Raw genomic sequence first — 20,930 nt, 5'->3', positions numbered from 1 at the left:
TAGCTGGACATATTGGCGCATGACTCGGTAATAGCATCGCACATCTGGGAAAAACACTTTTTCCTGCTGCGCTTTTTTGGGACAAGTATTGCTTGTTAACTTCGTTATCAGACAGTTTAGTTCGCTTATGCTCCAATGAAACAGAGGTGTAATACCTATGCACTGCATCATGAGACCCGCATGCAGTAGGCCTGAAAACAGGCCTGTAAAGTGCTGAGAACGCCGCATTTATGCGCACCTTCGAAACGGAAGTTCTGAAAATGCTCACCGTGGATGATTTTGCCTACGACGCCTTTGCCAAGAACAAGTCCACACTGATCGATCACAACGGCAAACCTGCCTCTGCACCACAGCAGGAAGAAGAAAACATTAAGTAACCACTATTATTCAGTAAGTTACTGATAGCCATAGCCGACTACTGCGCGCTAGTAGTCGGCTTTTTTGTGTTCGCTTTCTACGCCTAAATGCCTAGTCCTATCGCCCAAAAACGCGTTGCAAGTTCGCAAGTGATCAACTAGCCTTTCGTAAACGAAAGCGACCTCACCTATTTTGTCGCCTTTCTAATAGCATGCTCCAATAACAATGACGCTAGCGAGATCGGCATGTCCTTACATTTGCAAAATATCGATCACATCGTTAACGGTGTGCCTCATATCAGTGGAATAGACCTAGCGCTTGAGCCAGGCTCATTCAATGTATTGCTAGGGCGGACGCTGGCCGGAAAAACCACTCTAATGCGTCTTATGGCGGGACTTGAGCCCCCTACCCGCGGAAAAATCATCATGGATGGCAAGGACGTCACCAACGTCTCCGTGCGCAAGCGCAATGTTTCCATGGTGTATCAGCAGTTTATCAACTACCCCAGCCTCACCGTTTACGACAACATTGCGTCGCCGCTGAAACTGGCCAAACACCCAAAAAGCGAGATTGATAAGCGAGTAGGCGAAATTGCTGAAATGCTGCATATCGAGCACTTGCTTAACCGCTACCCGCAAGAGCTTTCCGGCGGCCAACAGCAGCGCACCGCCATGGGGCGGGCCTTGATCAAAGATGCCGACTTAATTCTGTTTGATGAACCGCTGGTCAACCTGGATTACAAACTCCGCGAAGAGCTGCGCGACGAGCTTCGTGATCTCTTCAAAGCGCGCAACTGCATCGCGGTGTATGCCACTACCGAGCCCAACGAAGCGCTGGCGCTGGGTGGAAACACTGCCGTCCTGCATGAAGGCAGATTGCTTCAGTATGGCCCTACCGAACAGGTTTACCGGGAGCCAAACGGCCGCTTCAGCGCTGAAATGTTCTCCGAGCCGCCAATTAACATTGTTCCCGGTCGGCTTACCGATACCGAAATCACTTTCGATCAAACGTTACACTTTCCCTGCGATGACAAGTTAAAGCGCTTGGAGCCAGGTGACTATGATTTTGGTGTCCGCGCTTCGCACCTCACCTTGCAGCCACAACGCGCCGATGACCTGACGCTGGACGTCCATGTGGATGTAGCAGAAATCAGCGGCTCTGAAACCTTCCTGCATGTTCACCACGAACGTTTCCCCTTAGTGCTGCACCTAGCGGGCATTCACCAGTTTAGTGTTAATGAACCCCTGAAAGTTTACTTCCCCACCCATCAACTTTACGCCTTCGACAAACAGGGACATACAGTCCATATTCCTGCGCGTCAGGGAGGAGCTGCCCATGGCTGAGATCACTTTAAAAGGTCTGGCGCACTCCTATGAAAAAACGCCCAAGGGTGCCGAAGATTACGCTATTCGGCAGATGGATCACGTGTGGCATCAAGGCGGTGCCTATGCGCTTTTGGGGCCATCGGGTTGCGGTAAATCAACGCTACTCAATATCATTTCCGGTCTGCTTGAACCCTCAGAGGGTGACGTTCTTTTTGACGGCCAGCGGGTTAACGAACTTCCCCCTGAAGAGCGGAATATTGCCCAGGTTTTTCAGTTCCCGGTGATCTACGACACCATGACGGTGTTCGACAACCTCGCCTTTCCCCTGCGCAATATGAATACCCCCGAGTACCGGGTGAAACCTAAGGTGCTTGAAGTCGCCGACATTCTGGAACTGACGCCGCTGCTGAACCGCAAGGCGAAGAACCTGACCGCCGATGAAAAGCAGAAAGTCTCCATGGGGCGAGGGCTGGTACGCGATGACGTGACGGCCATCCTGTTTGATGAGCCGCTGACGGTGATCGATCCACAGCTAAAGTGGAAGCTGCGCCGCAAGCTCAAGGAGATTCACGAACGCTTCAATATCACCATGATCTACGTGACCCACGACCAGTTGGAGGCGTCTACCTTCGCGGACAAGATAGCCGTGATGTACGACGGTCAAGTGGTTCAGTTCGGCACGCCCCGAGAGCTGTTTGAACGCCCGGCCCACACCTTCGTGGGGTATTTTATCGGCAGCCCCGGCATGAACTTCATGGCCATCGAGTATCGAGATGAGCACGTCATGTTCGGGGATCAATCACTGCCGGTCAGCGAGTCGGTAAAACGTGCGATTGCGACCGCCAGTTCCCGCAATATCAAACTGGGTATCCGTCCCGAATTTATTGCCATAACCGCCAGCCCGACCGCCGATAGCGTACCGATTGAGGTCTTCAGCGTTCAGGATTTGGGCACTTACTCCCTGCTGACCTATAAGCTCAACGCACAAACCTTCAAGGCACGCCTTCCCGAAGGGCACTCACCCGTGGGGGAAGCGGCGTTTGCTGAGTTCGATACAGCAAAACTCGCTCTCTATATCGATGAATACCTCGTGGAGACCGGCCATGAATAACAAGGTACCCAACAACAAAGCGTGGCTGCTGGTGCTTCCCATGCTGGTATTGGTGGCGTTCTCCGCCATCATTCCACTGATGACCGTCGTCAACTACTCGGTGCAGGATGTGCTCGGCCCTAACGCCAGCTTTTTCACTGGCACCGAGTGGTTTAAAACCATGCTTAACGATGAGGCGCTACAAGCGGCGTTTCTGCGCCAGATTTCGTTCTCATTGATTATTCTGGCTATCCAGATTCCGCTGGGAATAGGGATCGCCCTGATCATGCCCAAACGGGGCTGGCAGGCCTCCGCCGTGTTGATATTGATCACGCTGCCGCTGCTGATTCCCTGGAACGTGGTGGGCAGCATCTGGCAAATCTTTACCCGTGGCGATATTGGCTTAATGGGCTGGGGGCTGCGCGAACTGGGCATCAACTACAACATCACCGGTGACGCCAGCGATGCCTGGGTAACCATCGTGTTGATGGATGTATGGCACTGGACCCCGCTGGTGGCCATGCTTTGCTACAGCGGCCTGCGCTCGATTCCTGAAGCCTACTATCAGGCTGCACGTATTGACCGTGCCTCCAAGTGGGCAGTGTTCCGCTATATCCAGTTGCCCAAACTCACCAACGTGCTCGTTATCGCCGTCCTGCTGCGCTTCATGCACTCGTTCATGATCTACGCCGAGCCCTTCGTGTTGACCGGCGGCGGCCCTGGCAGCTCGACCACCTTCCTGAGTCAGTCGCTGGCCACCATGGCAATCGGCCAGCAGGACCTGGGGCCTTCTGCCGCGTTCTCGCTGATCTACTTCCTTGTCATTCTGCTGGTGAGCTGGGTGTTCTACACCACCATCATGCACATGCAGAAAGACAAGCCCCCGCATGGAGGTGCCTAACATGAGCTACCAACTCGAAAACACCCAGCGCGGTGAAAAGTACAACACGATTTTTAGCAAAGTTTCACCTGCCAAGCGGCGTAACCGCACTGCTCGGGCGCATTGGCGCTCACGTATCCTGCTTGGCCTTTATCTGGCGCTGATGATCCTGCCCATTTACTGGTTGATCAACATGTCGCTGCAGACCAACAGCGAAATTCTTGGCTCGATGACGTTGTGGCCGCAAAACCTGACCTTTGACAACTATATTGGCATCTTCACCAACTCAAGCTGGTACATGGGCTACGTCAACTCGATGCTCTACGTGGCCATGAATATGCTGATCACCATTTGCGTCGCGCTACCGGCCGCTTACGCCTTTAGCCGCTACACCTTTATCGGCGACAAGCACCTGTTCTTCTGGCTGCTGACCAACTTGATGGCTCCCCCCGCCGTCTTCCTGCTGCCCTACTTCCAGCTTTACTACTCGGTAGGCCTTTTCGACACCCACATTGCCGTCGCGCTGGCCCACTGTCTTTTTAATATCCCGCTGGCGATCTGGATTCTGGAAGGCTTCATGAGCAGCGTGCCCAAGGAGATCGACGAAACGGCCTATATCGACGGCTATAGCTTTCCGCGCTTCTTCGTCAAGATTTTCATTCCGATGATCCGTTCGGGCATTGGCGTCACGCTGTTCTTCCTGTTCATGTTCTCTTGGGTGGAACTGCTCCTGGCACGCACGCTAACCGCCACCGATGCCCAACCAATCGGCATGATTATGACGCGCACCTCGACAGCCTCCGGAATTGACTGGGGCACCCTGGCCGCCGCCGGTGTGCTGACCATTATTCCCGGCATTCTGGTGGTCTATTTCGTCCGTAACCATATCGCCAAGGGCTTTGCCCTGGGCCGTACCTGAGGAGAGCGCACCATGTCTTGGATGGTATGGACCATGCCCACCGCCATATTCTTTTCATCAATCGCTGCCATGCTGGCGGGGATGACGATATGGGAGATCCTGTCTCCCACCATAGAGCGCAAAGGGTTTTTACCCATTGCCACCACTCGCGGAGACCGGCTGTTTATCGGCCTGCTCTCGGCGGCCTTTATCCACCTGGGAGTGATTGGTTTCACTTCATTATCCATCTGGATTGCACTAGCGGTATCAGCCGTATGGCTACTGGTTTTAATGCGCTGGGGCTAGCCCTTGAGACAGCCTCTTGAGATAGCCCTTAACAAGTTGTTGAAAAAGCACTTCAGCGTTTATTCGGTATCAAGGACGGCCAAGCCATCAAGGAAGAACACAACAAAACGAGGTCACCATGCAAAAGCACTACAACAAATTCAAACTGACAACCCTCGCCGCCAGCTTGCTGCTGGCATCGGGTACGCTGTCAGCGCAGGAAGAGGATGCCCGCGCCATTGCTGAACGCTTGGTCGATGAGCACTTCCAGAACTCGACACTAAGCCGTGAAGAGCAGATCGAAGAACTGATGTGGTTTGCCAAGGCTGCCGAGCCTTTCCGTGACATGGACATTCAAACCGTGGCGGAAGGCCTCACTACCCACGTGTATGAAAGTGAAGTGTTGGCGGAAGCCTTTAGCGAGCTGACCGGCATTAACCTGACCCACAACATCATTGGTGAAGGCGATGTCGTGGATACCATGCAGAACCAGATGCAGTCGGGCAACAGCATCTATGACGGCTTCGTCAATGATACCGACTCCATTGGCACGCATATCCGCTATGGCACCACCATCAACCTCTCTGAAGCGATGGAGAACGAGTGGGCCGACTACACCCTGCCCACGCTGGACCTGGATGACTTCATCGGCCTGCAATATGGTACCGGCCCAGATGGCAGCATCTACCAGCTCCCGACCCAGCAGTTCGCCAACCTCTACTGGTTCCGCCATGACTGGTTCACCGACCCCGACCTGATGGCCCAGTTTAAGGAAATCTACGGCTACGAACTCGGCGTACCGACCAACTGGACCGCTTACGAAGATATCGCCAAGTTCTTCACCGAGGACGTGGGTGAGATAGACGGCACCAAGATTTATGGTCACATGGATTACGGTCGTCGTGATCCGTCACTAGGTTGGCGTTTCCACGACTCCTGGCTCTCCATGGCGGGCATGGGCAGCCAAGGGGTTCCCTTCGGTAACCCAGTGGATGACTGGGGTATCCGCGTCAATGAAGATAGCCAGCCGGTAGGCGCCAGCGTCAGCCGTGGCGGTGCTACCAACTCGCCGGCCTCCGTGTTTGCAATGCAGAAAGCCGTCGATTGGCTACGCGCCTACGCACCTGAAGAAGCGCAGGGCATGACCTTTGGTGAAGCAGGCCCCGTGCCCGCGCAAGGCCATATTGCCCAGCAAATCTTCTGGTACACCGCGTTCACAGCCGACATGACCGACCCCTCGGTTGCCGTGACCGATGATGAAGGTAATCCGCTGTGGCGCATGGCTCCTTCCCCCACCGGTCCCTACTGGGAAGAGGGTATGAAGGTTGGCTACCAGGACGTGGGCGCATGGACGTTCTTCGACTCAACACCGGAAGACCGCCGCACCGCTGCGTGGCTATTTGCCCAGTTCACCGTGGCGAAAACCACCTCGCTGGAAAAACTTATGCATGGTTTAACGCCGATTCGTGAGTCTGACATCTTCTCTGAGCAGATGACCGAAATGGCGCCCAAGCTGGGTGGCCTGGTGGAATTCTACCGCAGCCCCAACGAGTCCAACTGGACCCCGACCGGTACCAACGTACCTGACTATCCGCGCATGGCACCGCTGTGGTGGCAGAATCTTGCACCGGTCATGAGTGGTGAAGTCACACCCCAGGAAGGTCTCGACAAGCTAGCGGCAGACCTGGACAGCACCATGAACCGTTTGGCCCGCGCTAACGTCTTCGACAGCTACGCACCTGTACTTAACGAAGAGCAGGATCCACAGGTCTGGCTGGATCAGGAAGGCGCCCCGAAAGCCAAGCTGGATAACGAAATGCCGCAAGGCACCACCGTTCCTTACGATGAAATGATGGAAGCCTGGATGGCCGCCGGTACGCGCCAAGAGTAACTAAGCTTAAGAATAACTAAGTTTAGAAAAACTACGCGTCAAAGCTTGCAGGGCGGGCAGTCGCCCGCCCTGCCAAGGGTTTCATTGGCGGTATGCCAGAGCAAAAGAGAGAACACCCACTGCAACCGGGCTATTGATTGGTTAATTGGATCCGCTATGAAACTGCGAAATAGAAACATTGAGAAGCTACCTAACGAGACCTTTGATGCTCTGATTATCGGCGGCGGCATCAATGGCGCCGCCACCGCAGCAGCGCTGGCTGGAAAAGGCGCAAAAGTCGCACTAATTGATCGCGGCGACTTCGCCGGCAGTACCAGCATGCACTCCTCCAACCTGGTGTGGGGAGGCATTAAATACATGGAAAGCAAGGATTTTGCCCTGGTTCGTAAACTATGCAAAAGCCGTAATCACTTGATCAAGAGTTACCCTTCTACGGTGCAGGAAATCCGTTTCCTAACCACTATTTCAAAAGGTTTCCGCCACTCTCCACGCTACCTATGGGCGGGCACCTGGCTTTACTGGCTGATGGGCAACGGCTTCACCAAACTGCCGCGTCTGCTCTCACCGAATAAAATCAAGCAGGAAGAGCCAATCATCGACATTGAGGGGGCCGTTGGCGGTTTTGAGTATTCTGACGCCTACCTGCACGATAACGACGCTCGATTTGTCTTCAACTTTGTTCGCCAAGCGCTTAACTATGGTGCGATTGCCGCCAACTACGTCGAATCACTCGGCGCCGAGCGCCAGGATGGCCTGTGGGTGACCAAGGCACGCAACGTGATGGATGGCAACACCTTCGATATACGCGCCAAGGTACTCATCAATGCGGCCGGCCCGTGGGTGGATCAGCATAATGAGCTGACCGGCCAAAAAACCACTCACCACCACCTCTACTCCAAAGGCATTCACCTCATCGTTCCGCAATTAACGGATTCCCAGCGGGTGCTGGCGTTTTTTGCTGACGATGGCCGATTGTTCTTTGTCATTCCCATGGGTAACCGTACCTGCATCGGCACTACCGATACCCATATGGAGCACCCGGAGGTGGAAGTCACCGCTGACGATATCGCCTTTGTGCTGGAAAATATCAACAAACGTCTGACCCTGGCCAAGCCATTGAGCCAGGACGATATTATCTCTACCCGCTGCGGCGTACGACCATTAGCGATCAAAGATGATCAAGGCAACGATCGAGACTTCCTGCAGCTATCGCGCAAGCATGTAGTCGACACTAATGCCGAAAGCGCGCATATCAGTATCTTTGGCGGCAAGCTCACCGATTGCTTGAATGTGGGTGATGAAATTGCCGAAGAGATCAGCCAGTTGGGCGTTACCCTCACAGACCCTAAATTCCACTGGTACGGCGAACCACCCAACCCCGTCAAGCAGCAGTTTATGGATCAGGCCAAGCGCATGAACCTGGATGCCATGACCTCCCAGACCTCATCTGAACTGCTCTCCACACGGCTCTGGCGGCGTTATGCCGACCAGGCTATTCAGATGTTGGAAAAAATCCGCCAGGATCCTGCCCAGGGTGAAATTCTGATTGAGGGCACCGAGTATATTCGCTGTGAACTTGAGCACGCCCGCGATCACGAAATGATCACCCAGCTTGAAGATTTTTTACGCCGCCGGGCCAAGGTTTCGCTGGTTGTGCCCCATGAGCAGTTGCGCCATTCAAACGGTCTGAAAGAAGCCTGTCGGGTATTATTTGGCGACGATGCGGAAGAGCATTTTAACAGTTACTTCGAACAACACCGGGACACATCACTCCCTTTTACACCCATGGCCAATGCTTAATTGTCTATAAAACTAAAAAGCCCCCCTTATATCAATAAGGGGGGCTAATGGTTATTTAAGCAATTGTTTTATTTTACTCTTCATCTTCAATACGAAGTTGAGAGTCTCCCGCGAGCACTTCATCCCAGGCCTCTTCCAGTGTGCAGCCTGAACGACTATCCACCGTGTCGATTACCTCAACCGCATGTTGCAGTGACTCACGATTACCCTTCAGCGCCACCACTAACCTGGCGAGATCTTGCTTGCTGAAGGAGCTGGCGATGCTATTGGCTTGTTGGCTCAGTTCGATGCAGTTCATTAGTACTACCTCATGGTATGGTCATCCGCTGCCTAACCGCCAATCGGTTTAAAAGCAGCCATCTTAATTAACGACGTATGGTGACGTTGCTACTCATGCTGGGCCGGATAAGTGCCCAGTTCGGTAACTGCGAAACGGTCACAAGCGTTACAAGACCTTCGCCCTTTAGCGCTAGGGTAATACTGAAGCGCTATCGTTCTGTAGCAGGGATTAGTTCAGTGATTCGGGATAACGAGTCACCTTCCTGATCCATGACCTCACTATGGGCTACAGCAGGAAAGCTCACAATGCGTCATTGGCCGCAGGCATGGTTGTAACTCGACTACATAAACGCTCAATAAGCGTTAATGGTGTTAAAGACTTTCATGAGGGGCGCTAAAAGCGAAGAAAGGCGGCCAATTGCTTAATTGGCCGCCGCATTATAAAGAATCGAAAGAGTGAATAGATAGTGTGCTTAAGTAGGGGTGCTGCACTTATTAGTTGAATTCAGGTCATTATCTAAGGCGTGGAGCGGACTCTCGACACCGCATCCAACCAACCCTGGTAAAGCTGCTCACGTGTAGCTTCTTCCATGGTGGGCATAAAGCTCTTCTCGCAGCGCCACAGTTGTTCGATCTCTTCCAGTGTTTGATACCAGCCCAGACGCAGACCTGCTAAATAAGCAGCCCCCAGCGCAGTGGTTTCCAATATGGTGGGGCGATCCACCTGCACGCCCAGCATATCGGCAAGAAACTGCATCACCCAGCTGTTTTTCACCATACCACCGTCAACCCGTAAATTGCCCGGCGGCGCCTCCATATCGTCATTCATGCAGTGCTGCAGGTCACGGGTTTGGTAGCACACCGCCTGGAGCCCCGCGGCGACTATTTCAGCAATACCGGTATCGCGGGTTAAACCAAAAATCGCGCCACGTGCTTTTGGGTCCCAGTGCGGCGCCCCTAAACCGGTAAAAGCGGGCACCAGATAAACGCTATGCCCACTGCGGGTCTTCTGAGCCAGCGCTTCGGTTTCCGAGGCATCGGCAAACAGATTCAGACCATCCCGCAACCACTGTACCGTCGCCCCGGCCACGAAAATACTGCCTTCCATCGCATAGGTCGGCTTACCGTTAAGCCGGTAGCCAATCGTAGTCAACAAACGATTACGCGAAAGCGAGGGCGTCTCACCGGTGTTCACAATCATAAAGCAGCCGGTACCGTAGGTACTCTTGCCCATCCCCGGTTGAAAGCACGCCTGCCCGACCAACGCAGCCTGCTGGTCGCCTGCTACCCCTGCGATGGGAAGCGGTGCGCCTAGCCAGTGCGCCTCGGTAGTACCGAAATCATCGCTGGAATCTTTCACTTCGGGCAGTAAATTGGCGGGTATATCGAACAGTGCCAATAGCTCGTCGTCCCACTCCTGGGTATGAATATTGAACAGCGCGGTGCGTGATGCGTTGGTGGCATCGGTCACGTGCTGCTGGCCGCCGGTCAACCGCCAGATTAGGAAGCTGTCGACGGTACCGAAGGCCAGTTCCCCTCGTTCGGCGCGCTCACGTGCGCTCTCGACATTCTCCAGCAGCCAAGCAAGCTTGGTCGCCGAGAAATAAGGATCAATCAGCAGGCCGGTCTTGGCTTGAACGATCTCGGTATGCCCTTTATCCCGCAGCGATTGGCACAAATCCGAAGTGCGGCGATCCTGCCAGACAATGGCGTTATACAGCGGCTTGCCGGTTTTACGATCCCACAGGATGGTGGTTTCACGCTGGTTGGTAATGCCGATACCGGCAATCTGGTCTGGCGTAATCTCGGCACTGGCCATCACTTCTCGGCAGGTGGCCACTACTGTTTCCCAGATATCTTCGGGGTTGTGCTCGATCCAGCCGTCGTGAGGGAAGTGCTGGGTGAATTCCTGCTGAGCGACGGCCGCCACCTGACCTTCGCGGTCAAAGAGAATAGCGCGCGAGCTGGTGGTACCCTGATCAATGGCGAGTATATAAGAGGACATGTCGAGTTCGCTTTGTTGTATTGTCTTTCGATTTTGTTGACTTGCTTTCGCTTTATTATGTTTTAAGGCTACTCCAGCCGCTCTAAATGCTCAAGGATGAAACTGCGACAAAGACGGCTAGGCTAGGCGATATGCAGCGCTACATCGTGCTGGGTCAGCAAGCGCTGGATCGCTTCCGGCGGTTTGCGATCGGTGAAGAGCGCATCCAACTGCTCCAGATTGCCCTGCCGCACCACCGGGTTACGGTGAAATTTGGAGTAGTCTGCCGCCAGGTAGATGCGCCGCGAATTGGCAATAATCGCTTGGGCGACACGTACTTCCTGGTAGTCAAATTCCAGCAGTGAGCCATCCTCGTCAATGCCACTGATGCCGATGATGCCGTAATCCACCTTGAACTGATTGATAAAGTCGATGGTGGCTTCGCCGATAATCCCGCCATCGCGAGAGCGCACCTGCCCCCCGGCGATGATCACGGTAAAATCCTCTTTATGCTGAAGAATGGCCGCCACATTCAGGTTGTTAGTAATGATCTCGAGACCCTGGTGCTCCAGCAACGCGTGGGCAATCACTTCATTGCTGGTACCGATGTTGATGAACAGCGACGAGTGGTTGGGTATGTGTTGCGCCAAGCAGCGGGCAATGCGCTCCTTCTCTTCCAGGTGAAGCGTCTTGCGCGTGCTGTAGGCGGTATTCACCGTGCTGGATTCGATGCCTACACCGCCATGCACACGGCGCACACGGCCTTCATCAGCCAGGGTATTCAAATCCCGCCGAATGGTCTGCGGTGTCACCGCAAAGTGGTCGGTGAGCTGTTCGATACTCATGTAGCCGTGCTGACGAACTAGCTCGACAATGGCATCCTGACGAAATTGTTGGTTCATAAGCCCGGCCTGTTCGATTTTCTTGGTTTCTGAACGTAATAGGTTAGCAAAATTTTCGAAACCTAATAGCCTTCATCCTCTCTTCGCTACCATCACACCGACAGGCCGGACCGTTAGACGTTTTTTAAAGCGGCCATACTAGAAGAATCAGCGGGATAGCGACAGCCAGTACTACCAGCGAAAGCGGTAGCCCCAGCTTCCAGTAATCACCGAACCGATAGCCCCCTGGGCCCAGCACCAGTGTATTCGACTGATGGCCGATGGGAGTTAAAAATGCACAGGAAGCACTTACGGCCACCACCATCAAGAACGGATCGAGCGAGACATCGAACCCATTGGCCAGGCTGACTGCAATCGGCGCCATCAGCAGCGCAGCCGCCGCGTTGTTGACCACATTCGAGAGCAGCATAGAGAGCAGGAACAGCCCCACCATGGTGACCACCACCGGCCAGTCGCTGCCAAAGCGCAGCAGTGCATCGGCAATCAGGTCGGCGCCGCCACTGGTTTCAAGCGCCTCCCCCACGGGTATCATTGCGGCCAACAGCACGATCACAGGGCCGTCGATGGCTTGATACCCTTCGCGCAACGGCAATACACCAATCAGTAGCGAAATCAAAGCAGCGGTACTCATGGCGACTGCAGCAGGCAGCAGATCGAACAGCATGGCAATAATTGCTAAGGCAAAAATGGCGATCGACATGGCCAGCTTGCGCGGCTGTCCCAGATGCAATTCCCGGCTCGCTAACGGCAGGCAACCGAGGGAGGCCAGACTATCGGACATTTCATTCTCACTGCCCTGTAGCAGTAACACATCACCATTCTTGAACCGGATATCACGCAGGCGCTGCTTCAAGCGCCCACCGTCACGGGCCACGGCCACCAAGTGCAGGCCAAACTGATGATTCAGGCGTAGCTGACGCACGCTGCGGTTAATCATCATGGAATCATTGCGTACCACGGCTTCAATTAGCTGCAAGCCTTCGGTATCCACCGGCTGCCGATCCTGTGCCGCATCTTTCGCTTCATCCGTGCCAGCTTTCTCGCCCTCTTCGCTGCTTGCAGTGTGTTCAGCGTCTTCCGCCTCTTCTTCCAGTTCGGCTATCGCACTAAGCCCTACCTTGTCTTCCAGCATCTGGAGTTCATCGGGCCCTGCTTCCAACAACAGGATATCGCCCTCTTCCAAGGCGCCGTGGAAGTTATAGCCAGCACGACGGTTATCATCGCGAACGACCGCTAACACGGGGATGGGTTCGTCCAGCTCATCGCGCAGTTGCTGTAACGTTAAGCCTTTAGCTTTCGACTCTTCACCTACTTTCAATTCCACCAAATAGTTGGCGGTATCGAACATTTCATCGGTAGAGGCTTGGCCGCTGCGCTTCGGCGTCAAGCGCCAGCCCACCAACACAATAAACACAAGCCCCACCAGCGCCACCGCAATCCCGACAGGCGAAAAGCTAAACATGCTAAACGCTTCACCCGTCACATCGCGCCGGTAACTAGAGATAATGATATTGGGTGGCGTGCCAATTAAGGTTGTCAGGCCGCCCAGCAGAGACCCGAACGCCAGCGGCATCAGCAGTAAAGAGGGCGAGGTATTATGTTCACGAGCCAACCGCATCGCCACCGGTAACAGCAGTGCGAGAGCGCCTACATTGTTCATAATGCCCGATAACAACACGACGGTACCCACCAGAACTAATAGCTGAAGCAGCAGGTTTTCACCCACTTTTAACACTTGATTGGAAATAATATCGACCACACCGGAGCGTTCAAAGCCCCGGCTAAGTACTAGCACGGCGGCCACTGTAATCACCGCCGGATGGCCGAAACCCATAAAGGCGTTCTCGGCAGGCACTAGCCCAAGCATGACCGATCCCAGCAATGCCGCCAACGCGACTAGATCGTAGCGAAAGCGTCCCCATATGAACGCAACCAGCGTCAAGCCAAGCACGATAAACACCAACGTACTTGGCGAAAGCGCCAACCATTCAAGACCTAACGCTTCAAGATTGAGACTCTCAACACCTGAGCCCTCAGCACCTGAGCTCTCAACACTCATCTCCTCAGCCGACATCCTTTTCCTACTCCCTTGCCACCGTTTGATAACGGCAGCATACGATTGATGCACGCCACGCCACAGGCATGGCTATTCTCCACGCACATTAGACGTTTACTATACACAGGTATAGTCCCTGCATACGCATCGACCGTTGAATAGCCAACCAAGGCATTCGGCCCTGGCCAGCTTGCCAATAACGTGGCAAGCGTTGAGAGCCGAATGCGTCAGCTGGGTGTGTATGTAGGTGCGTATGTAGGGTACTTAGGTAGGTAGGAATTAGGGCAAGAGAATAGTCGAGCCGGTAGTTTTACGGCTCTGTAGGGCGTCCTGGGCGTTACCCGCTTCCGCCAGCGGATAGCGGTTGGCGATGTCAATCTTGATCTTTCCGCTCTCGAGCATGGCGAAGAACTCCTGGCACATCATTTCCAGACGCTCGCGCGTATCGGCGTAACCGTTCAGGCTGGGGCGAGTCACGTAAAGCGCGCCCTTCTGGTTGAGGATGCCGATATTGACACCATCCACCGGGCCAGAAGCGTTGCCAAAGCTCACCATCAAGCCGCGCGTCTTCAGGCAGTCCAGCGACATTTCCCAGGTATCCTTGCCTACCGAGTCATACACCACATCACACATTTCGCCGTTAGTCAGCTCGCGCACCCGCTCGACCACGTTCTCTTCGCTGTAATTGATCGTCGCCCAGGCACCATTGGCCATGGCCAGATCCGCTTTTTCCTGGGAACTGACGGTACCAATCAGCTTGACGCCTAATGACTTCGCCCACTGGCAGGCAATCGACCCTACCCCACCGGCAGCCGCATGGAACAGAATGGTTTCGCCGCCTTTCAGCTCATAGGTCTGGCGCAGCAGGTACTGCACGGTCAGGCCCTTGAGCATACTGGCCGCTGCCGTCTCGAAATCAACAAAATCGGGGAGCTTGACCACTTTCGCCGCAGGCAGCGTATGCAGTTCTGCATAAGCGCCCAAAGGCCCTTGGGCATAAGCGACGCGATCACCGACGCTTAAGTGCGTCACGCCAGCGCCGACAGCATCGACCACACCGGCGCCTTCGGTGCCAAGGCCAGAAGGCATCGCAGGGGCGGGATAAAGCCCGGTACGAAAATAGATATCGATAAAATTGAGGCCAACGGCTTTGTTGGCGATACGCACTTCGCCCTGACCGGGTTCAGCGGGGTTTACGTCGACCAGTTCAAGCACTTCGGAACCGCCGGTCTGGGCAAATTGTATACGCTTAGACATTAGGGTTTCCTTTCATTGTTGGGTTTGTACAAGATAGTCAAGACAACAGGTGCCGCTATACAAGCGCGTCATGACGTTTAAATCAAGCTAGCACGCTAGCCTATTTTCACCCCTATGCTGTTTAGCGGTGAAATCCCGCTGTCATCCCCCCATGCTAGAATCTACACTCCTTTATCGTCCAAAGGCTTAGAGCGCTGTCATGACGCATCCCGCTATTCAAGTTCCCTCGCTGATTGCCCACCGCGGCTACTCTGCCGCTGCTCCCGAAAACACCTTGGCCGCAGTGCGCGCCGCTCATCAGGCGGGCGCCACCTGGGTAGAGCTGGATGTGCAACTGCTCGGTGATGGCACCCCGGTCATCTGGCACGACGCCGACGTGGCACGCTGCTCGAACGGGCGAGGCAGCCTGGCCTCCATGAGTTGGGCAACGGCGAAAACGCTGGATGCGGGCAGCTGGTTTGGTGATCGCTTTGCAGGGGAAAAAATGCCCAGTCTGGGAGAGATGCTAGCGCTGCTTAACAAGCTGGAAATGGGCGTCAACATGGAGATCAAGGTCAACAAAGGACGCGACCCCATCGCGTTGGTTGAGCGCGCCCTGCCCGAGATGCTGGACACCCTGCCCCCCGAGCGGCTTATCATCTCCTCCTTCAATACCGAGGCCCTAACCCACTGCCGTCAGTTGGCAGGTAAGGAGCGTCTGGCGCTGGGCGTGCTGTACAATGGCGTACCCAAAACCTGGCGAGCACAGTGCGAAGCCATTGACGCTTTTAGCGTGCATCCGTCCTGGTCACGCCTAAAGCGCGCCCAGGTCGAGGCCATGCAACAGGACGGCTACCAGATCCTGTGCTATACCGCCAATGATCCCAGCGCCTTCCATAGCCGCTGGGCGTGGGGTATCGCCGGGGTGATTACCGACGAACCCGCTGCGTTCAAGCGCTTTCTAGATAGCCATTGATCCATTCAGATGCTTGAGTACGTTCAAACAATGACAAGGAGTCCGTTGTGAAATACCTGGGAGCCCACGTGAGCGCCGCTGGCGGTGCAGACCAAGCCGTTCACCGGGCGGTAGAGATCGGTGCCGATGCGTTTGCACTGTTCACCAAAAACCAGCGCCAATGGAAAGGCAAGCCGCTCACCGAGGCCGCGATTCAAGCCTTTCGCGATGCCTGCGCCGAACACCACTTTTCGCCTGGTCAAATTTTACCCCACGACAGCTACCTGATTAATCTGGGTCATCCAGATCAGGAAGGCTTAGCCAAATCCCGGGACGCCTTTTTAGATGAAATGCAGCGCTGCGAGCAGCTTGGCCTGACGCTGCTTAATTTCCATCCCGGTAGCCACTTAAACAAAATCAGCGAAAGCGATTGTTTAAAGCGCATTGCTGAATCCGTTAATGAGGCGTTGGCGCATACCCAAAACGTCACCGCGGTGATTGAAAACACCGCTGGGCAAGGCACCAACCTCGGCTGGCGCTTCGAGCATCTAGCCGAGATCATCGACCATGTCGATGATAAAGCCCGTGTGGGCGTATGCATCGACACCTGCCACGCATTTGCAGCTGGGTATGATCTGCGCAGCGCAGAAGCCACACAGGCAACACTTGATGAGCTTGGCAGCGTGATGGGATTTGAGTACCTGCGCGGCATGCACCTAAACGATGCGAAGAGCAGCTTTGCCAGCCGAGTGGACCGCCACCATAGTCTCGGCAAAGGCAACATCGGCCTGCCCGCTTTTACGACCATCATGCAAGATACAAGGATTAACGGTATTCCGATGATACTTGAGACAGTCGAGCCCGAGATATGGGCTGAAGAGATTAACTGGCTGCGCGCCCAGGCTACCAAATAAGTCAGGCCATTAACCTCTGCATGGCTGAGTCTTTTGCACCCCGACCAATGCTTGCCTACCCTTAAACTCCTTTACCCAAACTTCAGCCGACGTAAGGAGTATGTAATGAGCGATACCGATCTCGGCAGTTTGGATGCCCAGACCCTAGCTCGTTTGTTTAAAAGTAGAAAAGTTTCACCGCTAGAAGCGACCCGCGCTGCCCTTGATCGGATTGAGCGCTTCAATCCAGACGTAAATGCTTATGTGCACGTCGATGCAGAAGGGGCTGAGTCAGCGGCCAAGGCTTCTGCAAGGCGCTGGGGGCAAGGGAAGCAGTTAAGTCCCATTGATGGTGTTCCGGTGTCGCTTAAAGACCTTACCCAAGTGGCGGGTATGCCTTGTCGGGAAGGCTCATTAACTTCGTCTAAAGGGTTATGTGAAACCGATGCCCCGCCGGCACGGATGTTGCGCGAAGCCGGCGCGGTAATTCTGGGTAAAACCAACACGCCCGAGTTCGGTTGGAAGGCCGTTACCGATAACCGCGTATTTGGCGCTACGGCGAACCCTTGGGATACACGCTTAACCCCCGGCGGCTCTTCCGGCGGTGCCGCCGTGGCCGCCGCGCTTAATATGGGCGTGCTGCATCAGGGCGGCGATTCAGGCGGCTCGATTCGTATTCCCGCGGCGTTTACGGGGGTATTTGGCTTCAAGCCCACCTACGGCTGGACACCTCAATGGCCGCCCGCAAAAGAGCCCAGCCTTTCACATCTGGGGCCACTGACACGCACCGTGCGCGACGCGGTCAGCATGCTGAATGTGATAGGTCGCTACGATTATCGAGACCCCTACGCCACTCGCGGCCAGCCTGAGTGCTGGGGGGTCGACCTGGACAAAGGATTAACCGGGCTGCGGATTGGCTACTCCGCGGATCTTGGTTACGCCAAGGTAGACCCGCAAATTGCCGAGCGTGTGCATGAAGCGGCCATGAGATTGGAGGAGTTGGGCGCTGAAATCGTCGAGGTAAACCCAGGCTTTACGTCACCACTGGAGACATTTCGCAAGCTATGGTTTACCGCCTCATTAGAGCAGTGGTCGCAAACGAGCCAACATCAGCGCACGCTTTTAGATCCCGGCATGGTAGCCAATGCCCGCGAAGCAGAGCCCTGGAAAGCCGTTGAGCTGTTTCGTGCCCTGGCCGACCGCGCGGCATTAACGCAACGCCTGGAACACTTCAATCAAGAATATCATTTACTGATGACGCCCTCGGTGGCAGTCAGTCCGTTTGAAATTAATCAGGAAGTGCCCCCAGGCAGCGGTATGCAGGACTGGGAAGAGTGGGCACCGTTTAGCTACCCATTCAACCTCAGTCAGCAACCCGCCGCATCGGTACCCTGCGGATTTACCGATAACGGCTTGCCGGTAGGCTTTCAGTTAGCTGGGGGCAAGTTTGACGATATCCGCGTTCTGCGTGCCTGCAATGCCTATATGGAAGCGCATCCGCCGCGTTTTCCCAGCGTCCCCAATCCAGCTCAGTACGCGTAGCGAATGAAGCCGCATAAAAAACCCAGCCCGGCAAAAAGCCGAGCTGGGTTTTAGCGACTAACGCTCGACGTTACATCGCGGAAAGCTTTTCTTCGTCCAGCACGCCTGACATACGCACCATGGCGAGGGCTTCGTCCAGGCTACCCATCTCTTCGATCATGACCAACTCGCTCTCTAGACTGACCGGCTGACCGGCTTTTTCAGACAGCAGTTTTTCCAGGGAAGCGACATCCATAGCGTCGTCTAAGTGGTGAACATCAACTGAGGCGCTACTGCGGCCCGGCAGATAGATGGTGCCATTAGAGAAATCCACGGCGTAAGCAATCACCCCAGGAACGATAAAGAACAGCAATCCTACTCCATTGGCGATGGCAATAACGGGATCAATATCACCGCTCAACTGGCCTTTGCGCTCAGGATGAAAAAGCGTACCGCAACCACTTAATGACACGATGGAAACGCCAACCACGGCGCCTGTCAACCAGCGACGAACTGCTTGATGCATGAAGGTTCCCTCAATCAGAATAGTAACGATAATCGGCCTAACATGCTGTGTTGAAGCATTATTTTCATGTCTTGTTATTACCGACCATCGCGCCCTAAAACCAGCCTAGTCTAGCACAGCCATGCAAAAGCATAGATGATTTGACGATAAGCACTATTTTGCCGCTTTAAGCGCTAGGCCGTACAATGACTCAATTCAACGCTAACGGAGCCACCACGCTGTTGTTAAGTGCTTCGTTTTCTAAGCTTTGCTTTTTATAAGCACGATCTCTTTTATGCACAAGGAATGCTCACGCCCATGCGCGCCAGCCAATTATTGATTGCCACCCTGAAAGAAACTCCGGCCGACGCCGAAGTCATTAGCCACCAGCTAATGCTTCGCGCCGGTATGATTCGTCGTTTAACATCAGGGCTTTATACGTGGCTGCCGCTTGGCCTGCGCACGTTGCGTAAAGTAGAAGCCATTGTACGCGAAGAGATGAACCGAGCAGGCGCTCAAGAAGTGCTCATGCCCGCCGTACAACCTGCAGAGCTTTGGCAAGAGTCTGGCCGTTGGGAGCAGTACGGCCCTGAGCTGTTGCGTTTAAAAGATCGTCATGACCGCGACTACTGCGTTGGCCCGACCCATGAAGAGGTCATCACCGACCTAGTGCGTAAAGAGATCGCCAGCTACAAGCAACTACCGATCAATTTCTACCAGATTCAAACCAAATTCCGCGATGAGATTCGTCCACGCTTTGGGGTGATGCGCTCGCGTGAGTTCATTATGAAGGATGCCTACTCCTTCCACCTTGATGAAGCGTCACTGAAGCAGACCTATCAAGATATGTACGATGCCTACACGCGCATTTTCACGCGGTTAGGGCTTAACTTTCGTCCCGTCATCGCTGACAACGGCTCGATTGGCGGCACCGGCTCTCACGAATTCCACGTACTCGCCGATTCCGGTGAAGACGATATCGTGTTCTCCAACTCCTCCGATTATGCGGCCAACATGGAGAAAGCCGAGGCGCTACCTGCTCCGCTTGGCAGCCAGGCAACTCGTGCCGAACCCACCGAAGAGCTGCGTCTGGTCGATACGCCCGATGCCAAGACCATCGCCAGTTTGGTGGAACAGTTTGAGCTGCCGATTGAAAAAACCGTTAAAACGTTGATGGTTCATGCAGCCGAAGGCGGCCTGATCGCGCTGCTGATTCGTGGCGATCATGAGCTGAACGAAGTGAAGGCAGAAAACCTGGCCAACGTCGCTGCTCCGCTAACCATGGCCAGCGAAGAAGAGATTCGTGCAACGGTGGGTGCCGGACCCGGCTCACTGGGCCCGGTCGGCCTGAAAATGCCGGTCATTATTGACCGCAGCGTGGCATTGATGAGCGACTTTGGCGCCGGTGCCAATGTGGATGACAAGCACTACTTCGGTATTAACTGGGAGCGCGATGTGGCCCTGCCCGAGATTGCCGATCTACGCAATGTCATTGAAGGCGATCCGTCTCCCGATGGCCAAGGCACGCTCTCCATCAAGCGCGGTATCGAAGTCGGTCACGTTTTCCAACTTGGCCAAAAGTACTCCCAAGCGATGAACGCCAATGTGCTGGGTGACAATGGCAAAACCAGCCATCCGTGGATGGGTTGCTACGGCATCGGCGTGACCCGCGTAGTCGCCGCTGCCATTGAACAGAACCACGACGAATCCGGCATTATCTGGCCCAATGCGATTGCGCCCTTCCAAGTGGCGTTGGTACCCATGAATGCGCACAAATCCCAGCGTGTCCGCGAGGAGTCGGAGCGCCTTTATCAAGCGCTCACCGCAGCCGGATTAGACGTACTGCTAGACGACCGTGATACCCGCCCTGGGGTTAAGTTTGCGGATCTGGAATTAATGGGCGTACCCCACCGTCTGGTGATTGGTGACCGTGGTTTAGACAACGGTGAACTGGAATACAAAGGCCGCCGTGATAGCGACGCCACGATGGTGCCCGCCGATCAAATTATCGACTTTTTGTGTGAGAAGTCCCGCTAAGTCGGCAAAGGTTGTCACCGCGTGGCGGGCTCTAGG

The 20,930-nt window shown here is 54.7% G+C and carries 18 protein-coding genes; 12 read left to right on the top strand and 6 right to left on the bottom strand.

The window, feature by feature from the left end; translation table 11 throughout:
- Nucleotides 1–230: 230 nt before the first annotated feature.
- The 8 genes from Q3Y66_RS08365 to Q3Y66_RS08330 all read left to right on the top strand — a co-directional run bounded on the left by Q3Y66_RS08365 (nucleotide 231) and on the right by Q3Y66_RS08330 (nucleotide 8,526).
- Nucleotides 231–377 carry a hypothetical protein gene (locus Q3Y66_RS08365; RefSeq protein WP_008956659.1) on the top strand — a complete coding sequence of 49 codons (147 nt, stop codon included), beginning with the start codon at nucleotides 231–233 and terminating at the stop codon, nucleotides 375–377.
- A gap of 225 nt (nucleotides 378–602) precedes the next feature.
- Complete coding sequence (locus tag Q3Y66_RS08360) at nucleotides 603–1,700, top strand: ABC transporter ATP-binding protein (RefSeq protein ID WP_008956660.1); 1,098 nt, start codon at nucleotides 603–605, stop codon at nucleotides 1,698–1,700.
- Nucleotides 1,693–2,793 (top strand): ABC transporter ATP-binding protein, encoded by a 1,101-nt coding sequence (locus tag Q3Y66_RS08355; RefSeq protein WP_008956661.1) that lies wholly within the window; start codon nucleotides 1,693–1,695, stop codon nucleotides 2,791–2,793. Before Q3Y66_RS08360 ends, Q3Y66_RS08355 begins: the two co-directional genes overlap by 8 nt.
- Entirely contained in the window at nucleotides 2,786–3,673 is an 888-nt protein-coding gene (locus tag Q3Y66_RS08350; RefSeq protein WP_008956662.1) for a carbohydrate ABC transporter permease, read from the top strand. The genes Q3Y66_RS08355 and Q3Y66_RS08350 overlap by 8 nt, the downstream gene beginning before the upstream one ends.
- Nucleotide 3,674: 1 nt before the next feature.
- Nucleotides 3,675–4,571: a carbohydrate ABC transporter permease gene (locus Q3Y66_RS08345; protein ID WP_008956663.1), complete on the top strand. Its 897-nt coding sequence runs from the start codon at nucleotides 3,675–3,677 to the stop codon at nucleotides 4,569–4,571.
- 12 nt (nucleotides 4,572–4,583) lie between these two features.
- Nucleotides 4,584–4,856, top strand: coding sequence for a DUF2160 domain-containing protein (locus tag Q3Y66_RS08340; RefSeq protein WP_008956665.1), 273 nt, complete (start codon nucleotides 4,584–4,586; stop codon nucleotides 4,854–4,856).
- Nucleotides 4,857–4,974: 118 nt separating this feature from the next.
- Nucleotides 4,975–6,726 (top strand): ABC transporter substrate-binding protein, encoded by a 1,752-nt coding sequence (locus tag Q3Y66_RS08335; protein WP_008956666.1) that lies wholly within the window; start codon nucleotides 4,975–4,977, stop codon nucleotides 6,724–6,726.
- A gap of 156 nt (nucleotides 6,727–6,882) precedes the next feature.
- On the top strand, nucleotides 6,883–8,526 hold the full coding sequence (locus Q3Y66_RS08330) for a glycerol-3-phosphate dehydrogenase/oxidase (protein ID WP_008956667.1): 1,644 nt from the start codon (nucleotides 6,883–6,885) through the stop codon (nucleotides 8,524–8,526).
- Between the two features lie 73 nt (nucleotides 8,527–8,599).
- Here Q3Y66_RS08330 and Q3Y66_RS08325 read toward each other — a convergent pair whose 3' ends face one another.
- The 5 genes from Q3Y66_RS08325 to Q3Y66_RS08305 all read right to left on the bottom strand — a co-directional run bounded on the left by Q3Y66_RS08325 (nucleotide 8,600) and on the right by Q3Y66_RS08305 (nucleotide 15,004).
- Nucleotides 8,600–8,824: a hypothetical protein gene (locus Q3Y66_RS08325; RefSeq protein ID WP_008956668.1), complete on the bottom strand. Its 225-nt coding sequence runs from the start codon at nucleotides 8,822–8,824 to the stop codon at nucleotides 8,600–8,602.
- A gap of 498 nt (nucleotides 8,825–9,322) precedes the next feature.
- Entirely contained in the window at nucleotides 9,323–10,810 is a 1,488-nt protein-coding gene (glpK, locus tag Q3Y66_RS08320) for a glycerol kinase GlpK (RefSeq protein ID WP_008956669.1), read from the bottom strand.
- A gap of 122 nt (nucleotides 10,811–10,932) precedes the next feature.
- Nucleotides 10,933–11,691 (bottom strand): DeoR/GlpR family transcriptional regulator, encoded by a 759-nt coding sequence (locus tag Q3Y66_RS08315; RefSeq protein ID WP_008956670.1) that lies wholly within the window; start codon nucleotides 11,689–11,691, stop codon nucleotides 10,933–10,935.
- 124 nt (nucleotides 11,692–11,815) lie between these two features.
- Entirely contained in the window at nucleotides 11,816–13,750 is a 1,935-nt protein-coding gene (locus Q3Y66_RS08310) for an SLC13 family permease (RefSeq protein ID WP_238528454.1), read from the bottom strand.
- Nucleotides 13,751–14,026: 276 nt separating this feature from the next.
- Nucleotides 14,027–15,004 (bottom strand): NADPH:quinone reductase, encoded by a 978-nt coding sequence (locus tag Q3Y66_RS08305; RefSeq protein WP_008956672.1) that lies wholly within the window; start codon nucleotides 15,002–15,004, stop codon nucleotides 14,027–14,029.
- A gap of 199 nt (nucleotides 15,005–15,203) precedes the next feature.
- Here Q3Y66_RS08305 and Q3Y66_RS08300 point away from each other — a divergent pair, with 199 nt between their 5' ends.
- The 3 genes from Q3Y66_RS08300 to Q3Y66_RS08290 all read left to right on the top strand — a co-directional run bounded on the left by Q3Y66_RS08300 (nucleotide 15,204) and on the right by Q3Y66_RS08290 (nucleotide 18,373).
- Nucleotides 15,204–15,959: a glycerophosphoryl diester phosphodiesterase gene (locus Q3Y66_RS08300; protein WP_008956673.1), complete on the top strand. Its 756-nt coding sequence runs from the start codon at nucleotides 15,204–15,206 to the stop codon at nucleotides 15,957–15,959.
- A gap of 47 nt (nucleotides 15,960–16,006) precedes the next feature.
- The gene (gene nfo / locus Q3Y66_RS08295; RefSeq protein ID WP_008956674.1) at nucleotides 16,007–16,852 is read left to right on the top strand and encodes a deoxyribonuclease IV; all 846 of its coding nucleotides are present in this window, start codon (nucleotides 16,007–16,009) and stop codon (nucleotides 16,850–16,852) included.
- 105 nt (nucleotides 16,853–16,957) lie between these two features.
- A complete protein-coding gene (locus tag Q3Y66_RS08290; RefSeq protein ID WP_008956675.1) occupies nucleotides 16,958–18,373 on the top strand; it encodes an amidase in 1,416 nt (471 codons plus the stop codon).
- A 70-nt stretch (nucleotides 18,374–18,443) separates the two neighbouring features.
- Here Q3Y66_RS08290 and Q3Y66_RS08285 read toward each other — a convergent pair whose 3' ends face one another.
- Entirely contained in the window at nucleotides 18,444–18,878 is a 435-nt protein-coding gene (locus tag Q3Y66_RS08285) for a hypothetical protein (RefSeq protein ID WP_008956676.1), read from the bottom strand.
- A gap of 297 nt (nucleotides 18,879–19,175) precedes the next feature.
- Here Q3Y66_RS08285 and Q3Y66_RS08280 point away from each other — a divergent pair, with 297 nt between their 5' ends.
- The gene (locus Q3Y66_RS08280; protein ID WP_008956677.1) at nucleotides 19,176–20,894 is read left to right on the top strand and encodes a proline--tRNA ligase; all 1,719 of its coding nucleotides are present in this window, start codon (nucleotides 19,176–19,178) and stop codon (nucleotides 20,892–20,894) included.
- Nucleotides 20,895–20,930: the final 36 nt, after the last annotated feature.

It is taken from the genome of Halomonas sp. HAL1, assembly GCF_030544485.1.
In the GTDB taxonomy this organism is placed as follows: Bacteria; Pseudomonadota; Gammaproteobacteria; order Pseudomonadales; family Halomonadaceae; genus Vreelandella; species Vreelandella arctica.
Note: the sequence above shows the minus strand (reverse complement) of the source record. Positions and strands in the feature narration are given on the sequence as shown.

Coding starts and splice junctions, on each gene's coding strand:
- Q3Y66_RS08365 (WP_008956659.1), top strand. CDS start 231: ATGCGCACCTTCGAAACGGAAGTTCTGAAAATGCTCACCGTGGATGAT.
- Q3Y66_RS08360 (WP_008956660.1), top strand. CDS start 603: ATGTCCTTACATTTGCAAAATATCGATCACATCGTTAACGGTGTGCCT.
- Q3Y66_RS08355 (WP_008956661.1), top strand. CDS start 1,693: ATGGCTGAGATCACTTTAAAAGGTCTGGCGCACTCCTATGAAAAAACG.
- Q3Y66_RS08350 (WP_008956662.1), top strand. CDS start 2,786: ATGAATAACAAGGTACCCAACAACAAAGCGTGGCTGCTGGTGCTTCCC.
- Q3Y66_RS08345 (WP_008956663.1), top strand. CDS start 3,675: ATGAGCTACCAACTCGAAAACACCCAGCGCGGTGAAAAGTACAACACG.
- Q3Y66_RS08340 (WP_008956665.1), top strand. CDS start 4,584: ATGTCTTGGATGGTATGGACCATGCCCACCGCCATATTCTTTTCATCA.
- Q3Y66_RS08335 (WP_008956666.1), top strand. CDS start 4,975: ATGCAAAAGCACTACAACAAATTCAAACTGACAACCCTCGCCGCCAGC.
- Q3Y66_RS08330 (WP_008956667.1), top strand. CDS start 6,883: ATGAAACTGCGAAATAGAAACATTGAGAAGCTACCTAACGAGACCTTT.
- Q3Y66_RS08325 (WP_008956668.1), bottom strand. CDS start 8,824: ATGAACTGCATCGAACTGAGCCAACAAGCCAATAGCATCGCCAGCTCC.
- glpK (WP_008956669.1), bottom strand. CDS start 10,810: ATGTCCTCTTATATACTCGCCATTGATCAGGGTACCACCAGCTCGCGC.
- Q3Y66_RS08315 (WP_008956670.1), bottom strand. CDS start 11,691: ATGAACCAACAATTTCGTCAGGATGCCATTGTCGAGCTAGTTCGTCAG.
- Q3Y66_RS08310 (WP_238528454.1), bottom strand. CDS start 13,750: ATGAGTGTTGAGAGCTCAGGTGCTGAGGGCTCAGGTGTTGAGAGTCTC.
- Q3Y66_RS08305 (WP_008956672.1), bottom strand. CDS start 15,004: ATGTCTAAGCGTATACAATTTGCCCAGACCGGCGGTTCCGAAGTGCTT.
- Q3Y66_RS08300 (WP_008956673.1), top strand. CDS start 15,204: ATGACGCATCCCGCTATTCAAGTTCCCTCGCTGATTGCCCACCGCGGC.
- Q3Y66_RS08290 (WP_008956675.1), top strand. CDS start 16,958: ATGAGCGATACCGATCTCGGCAGTTTGGATGCCCAGACCCTAGCTCGT.
- Q3Y66_RS08285 (WP_008956676.1), bottom strand. CDS start 18,878: ATGCATCAAGCAGTTCGTCGCTGGTTGACAGGCGCCGTGGTTGGCGTT.
- Q3Y66_RS08280 (WP_008956677.1), top strand. CDS start 19,176: ATGCGCGCCAGCCAATTATTGATTGCCACCCTGAAAGAAACTCCGGCC.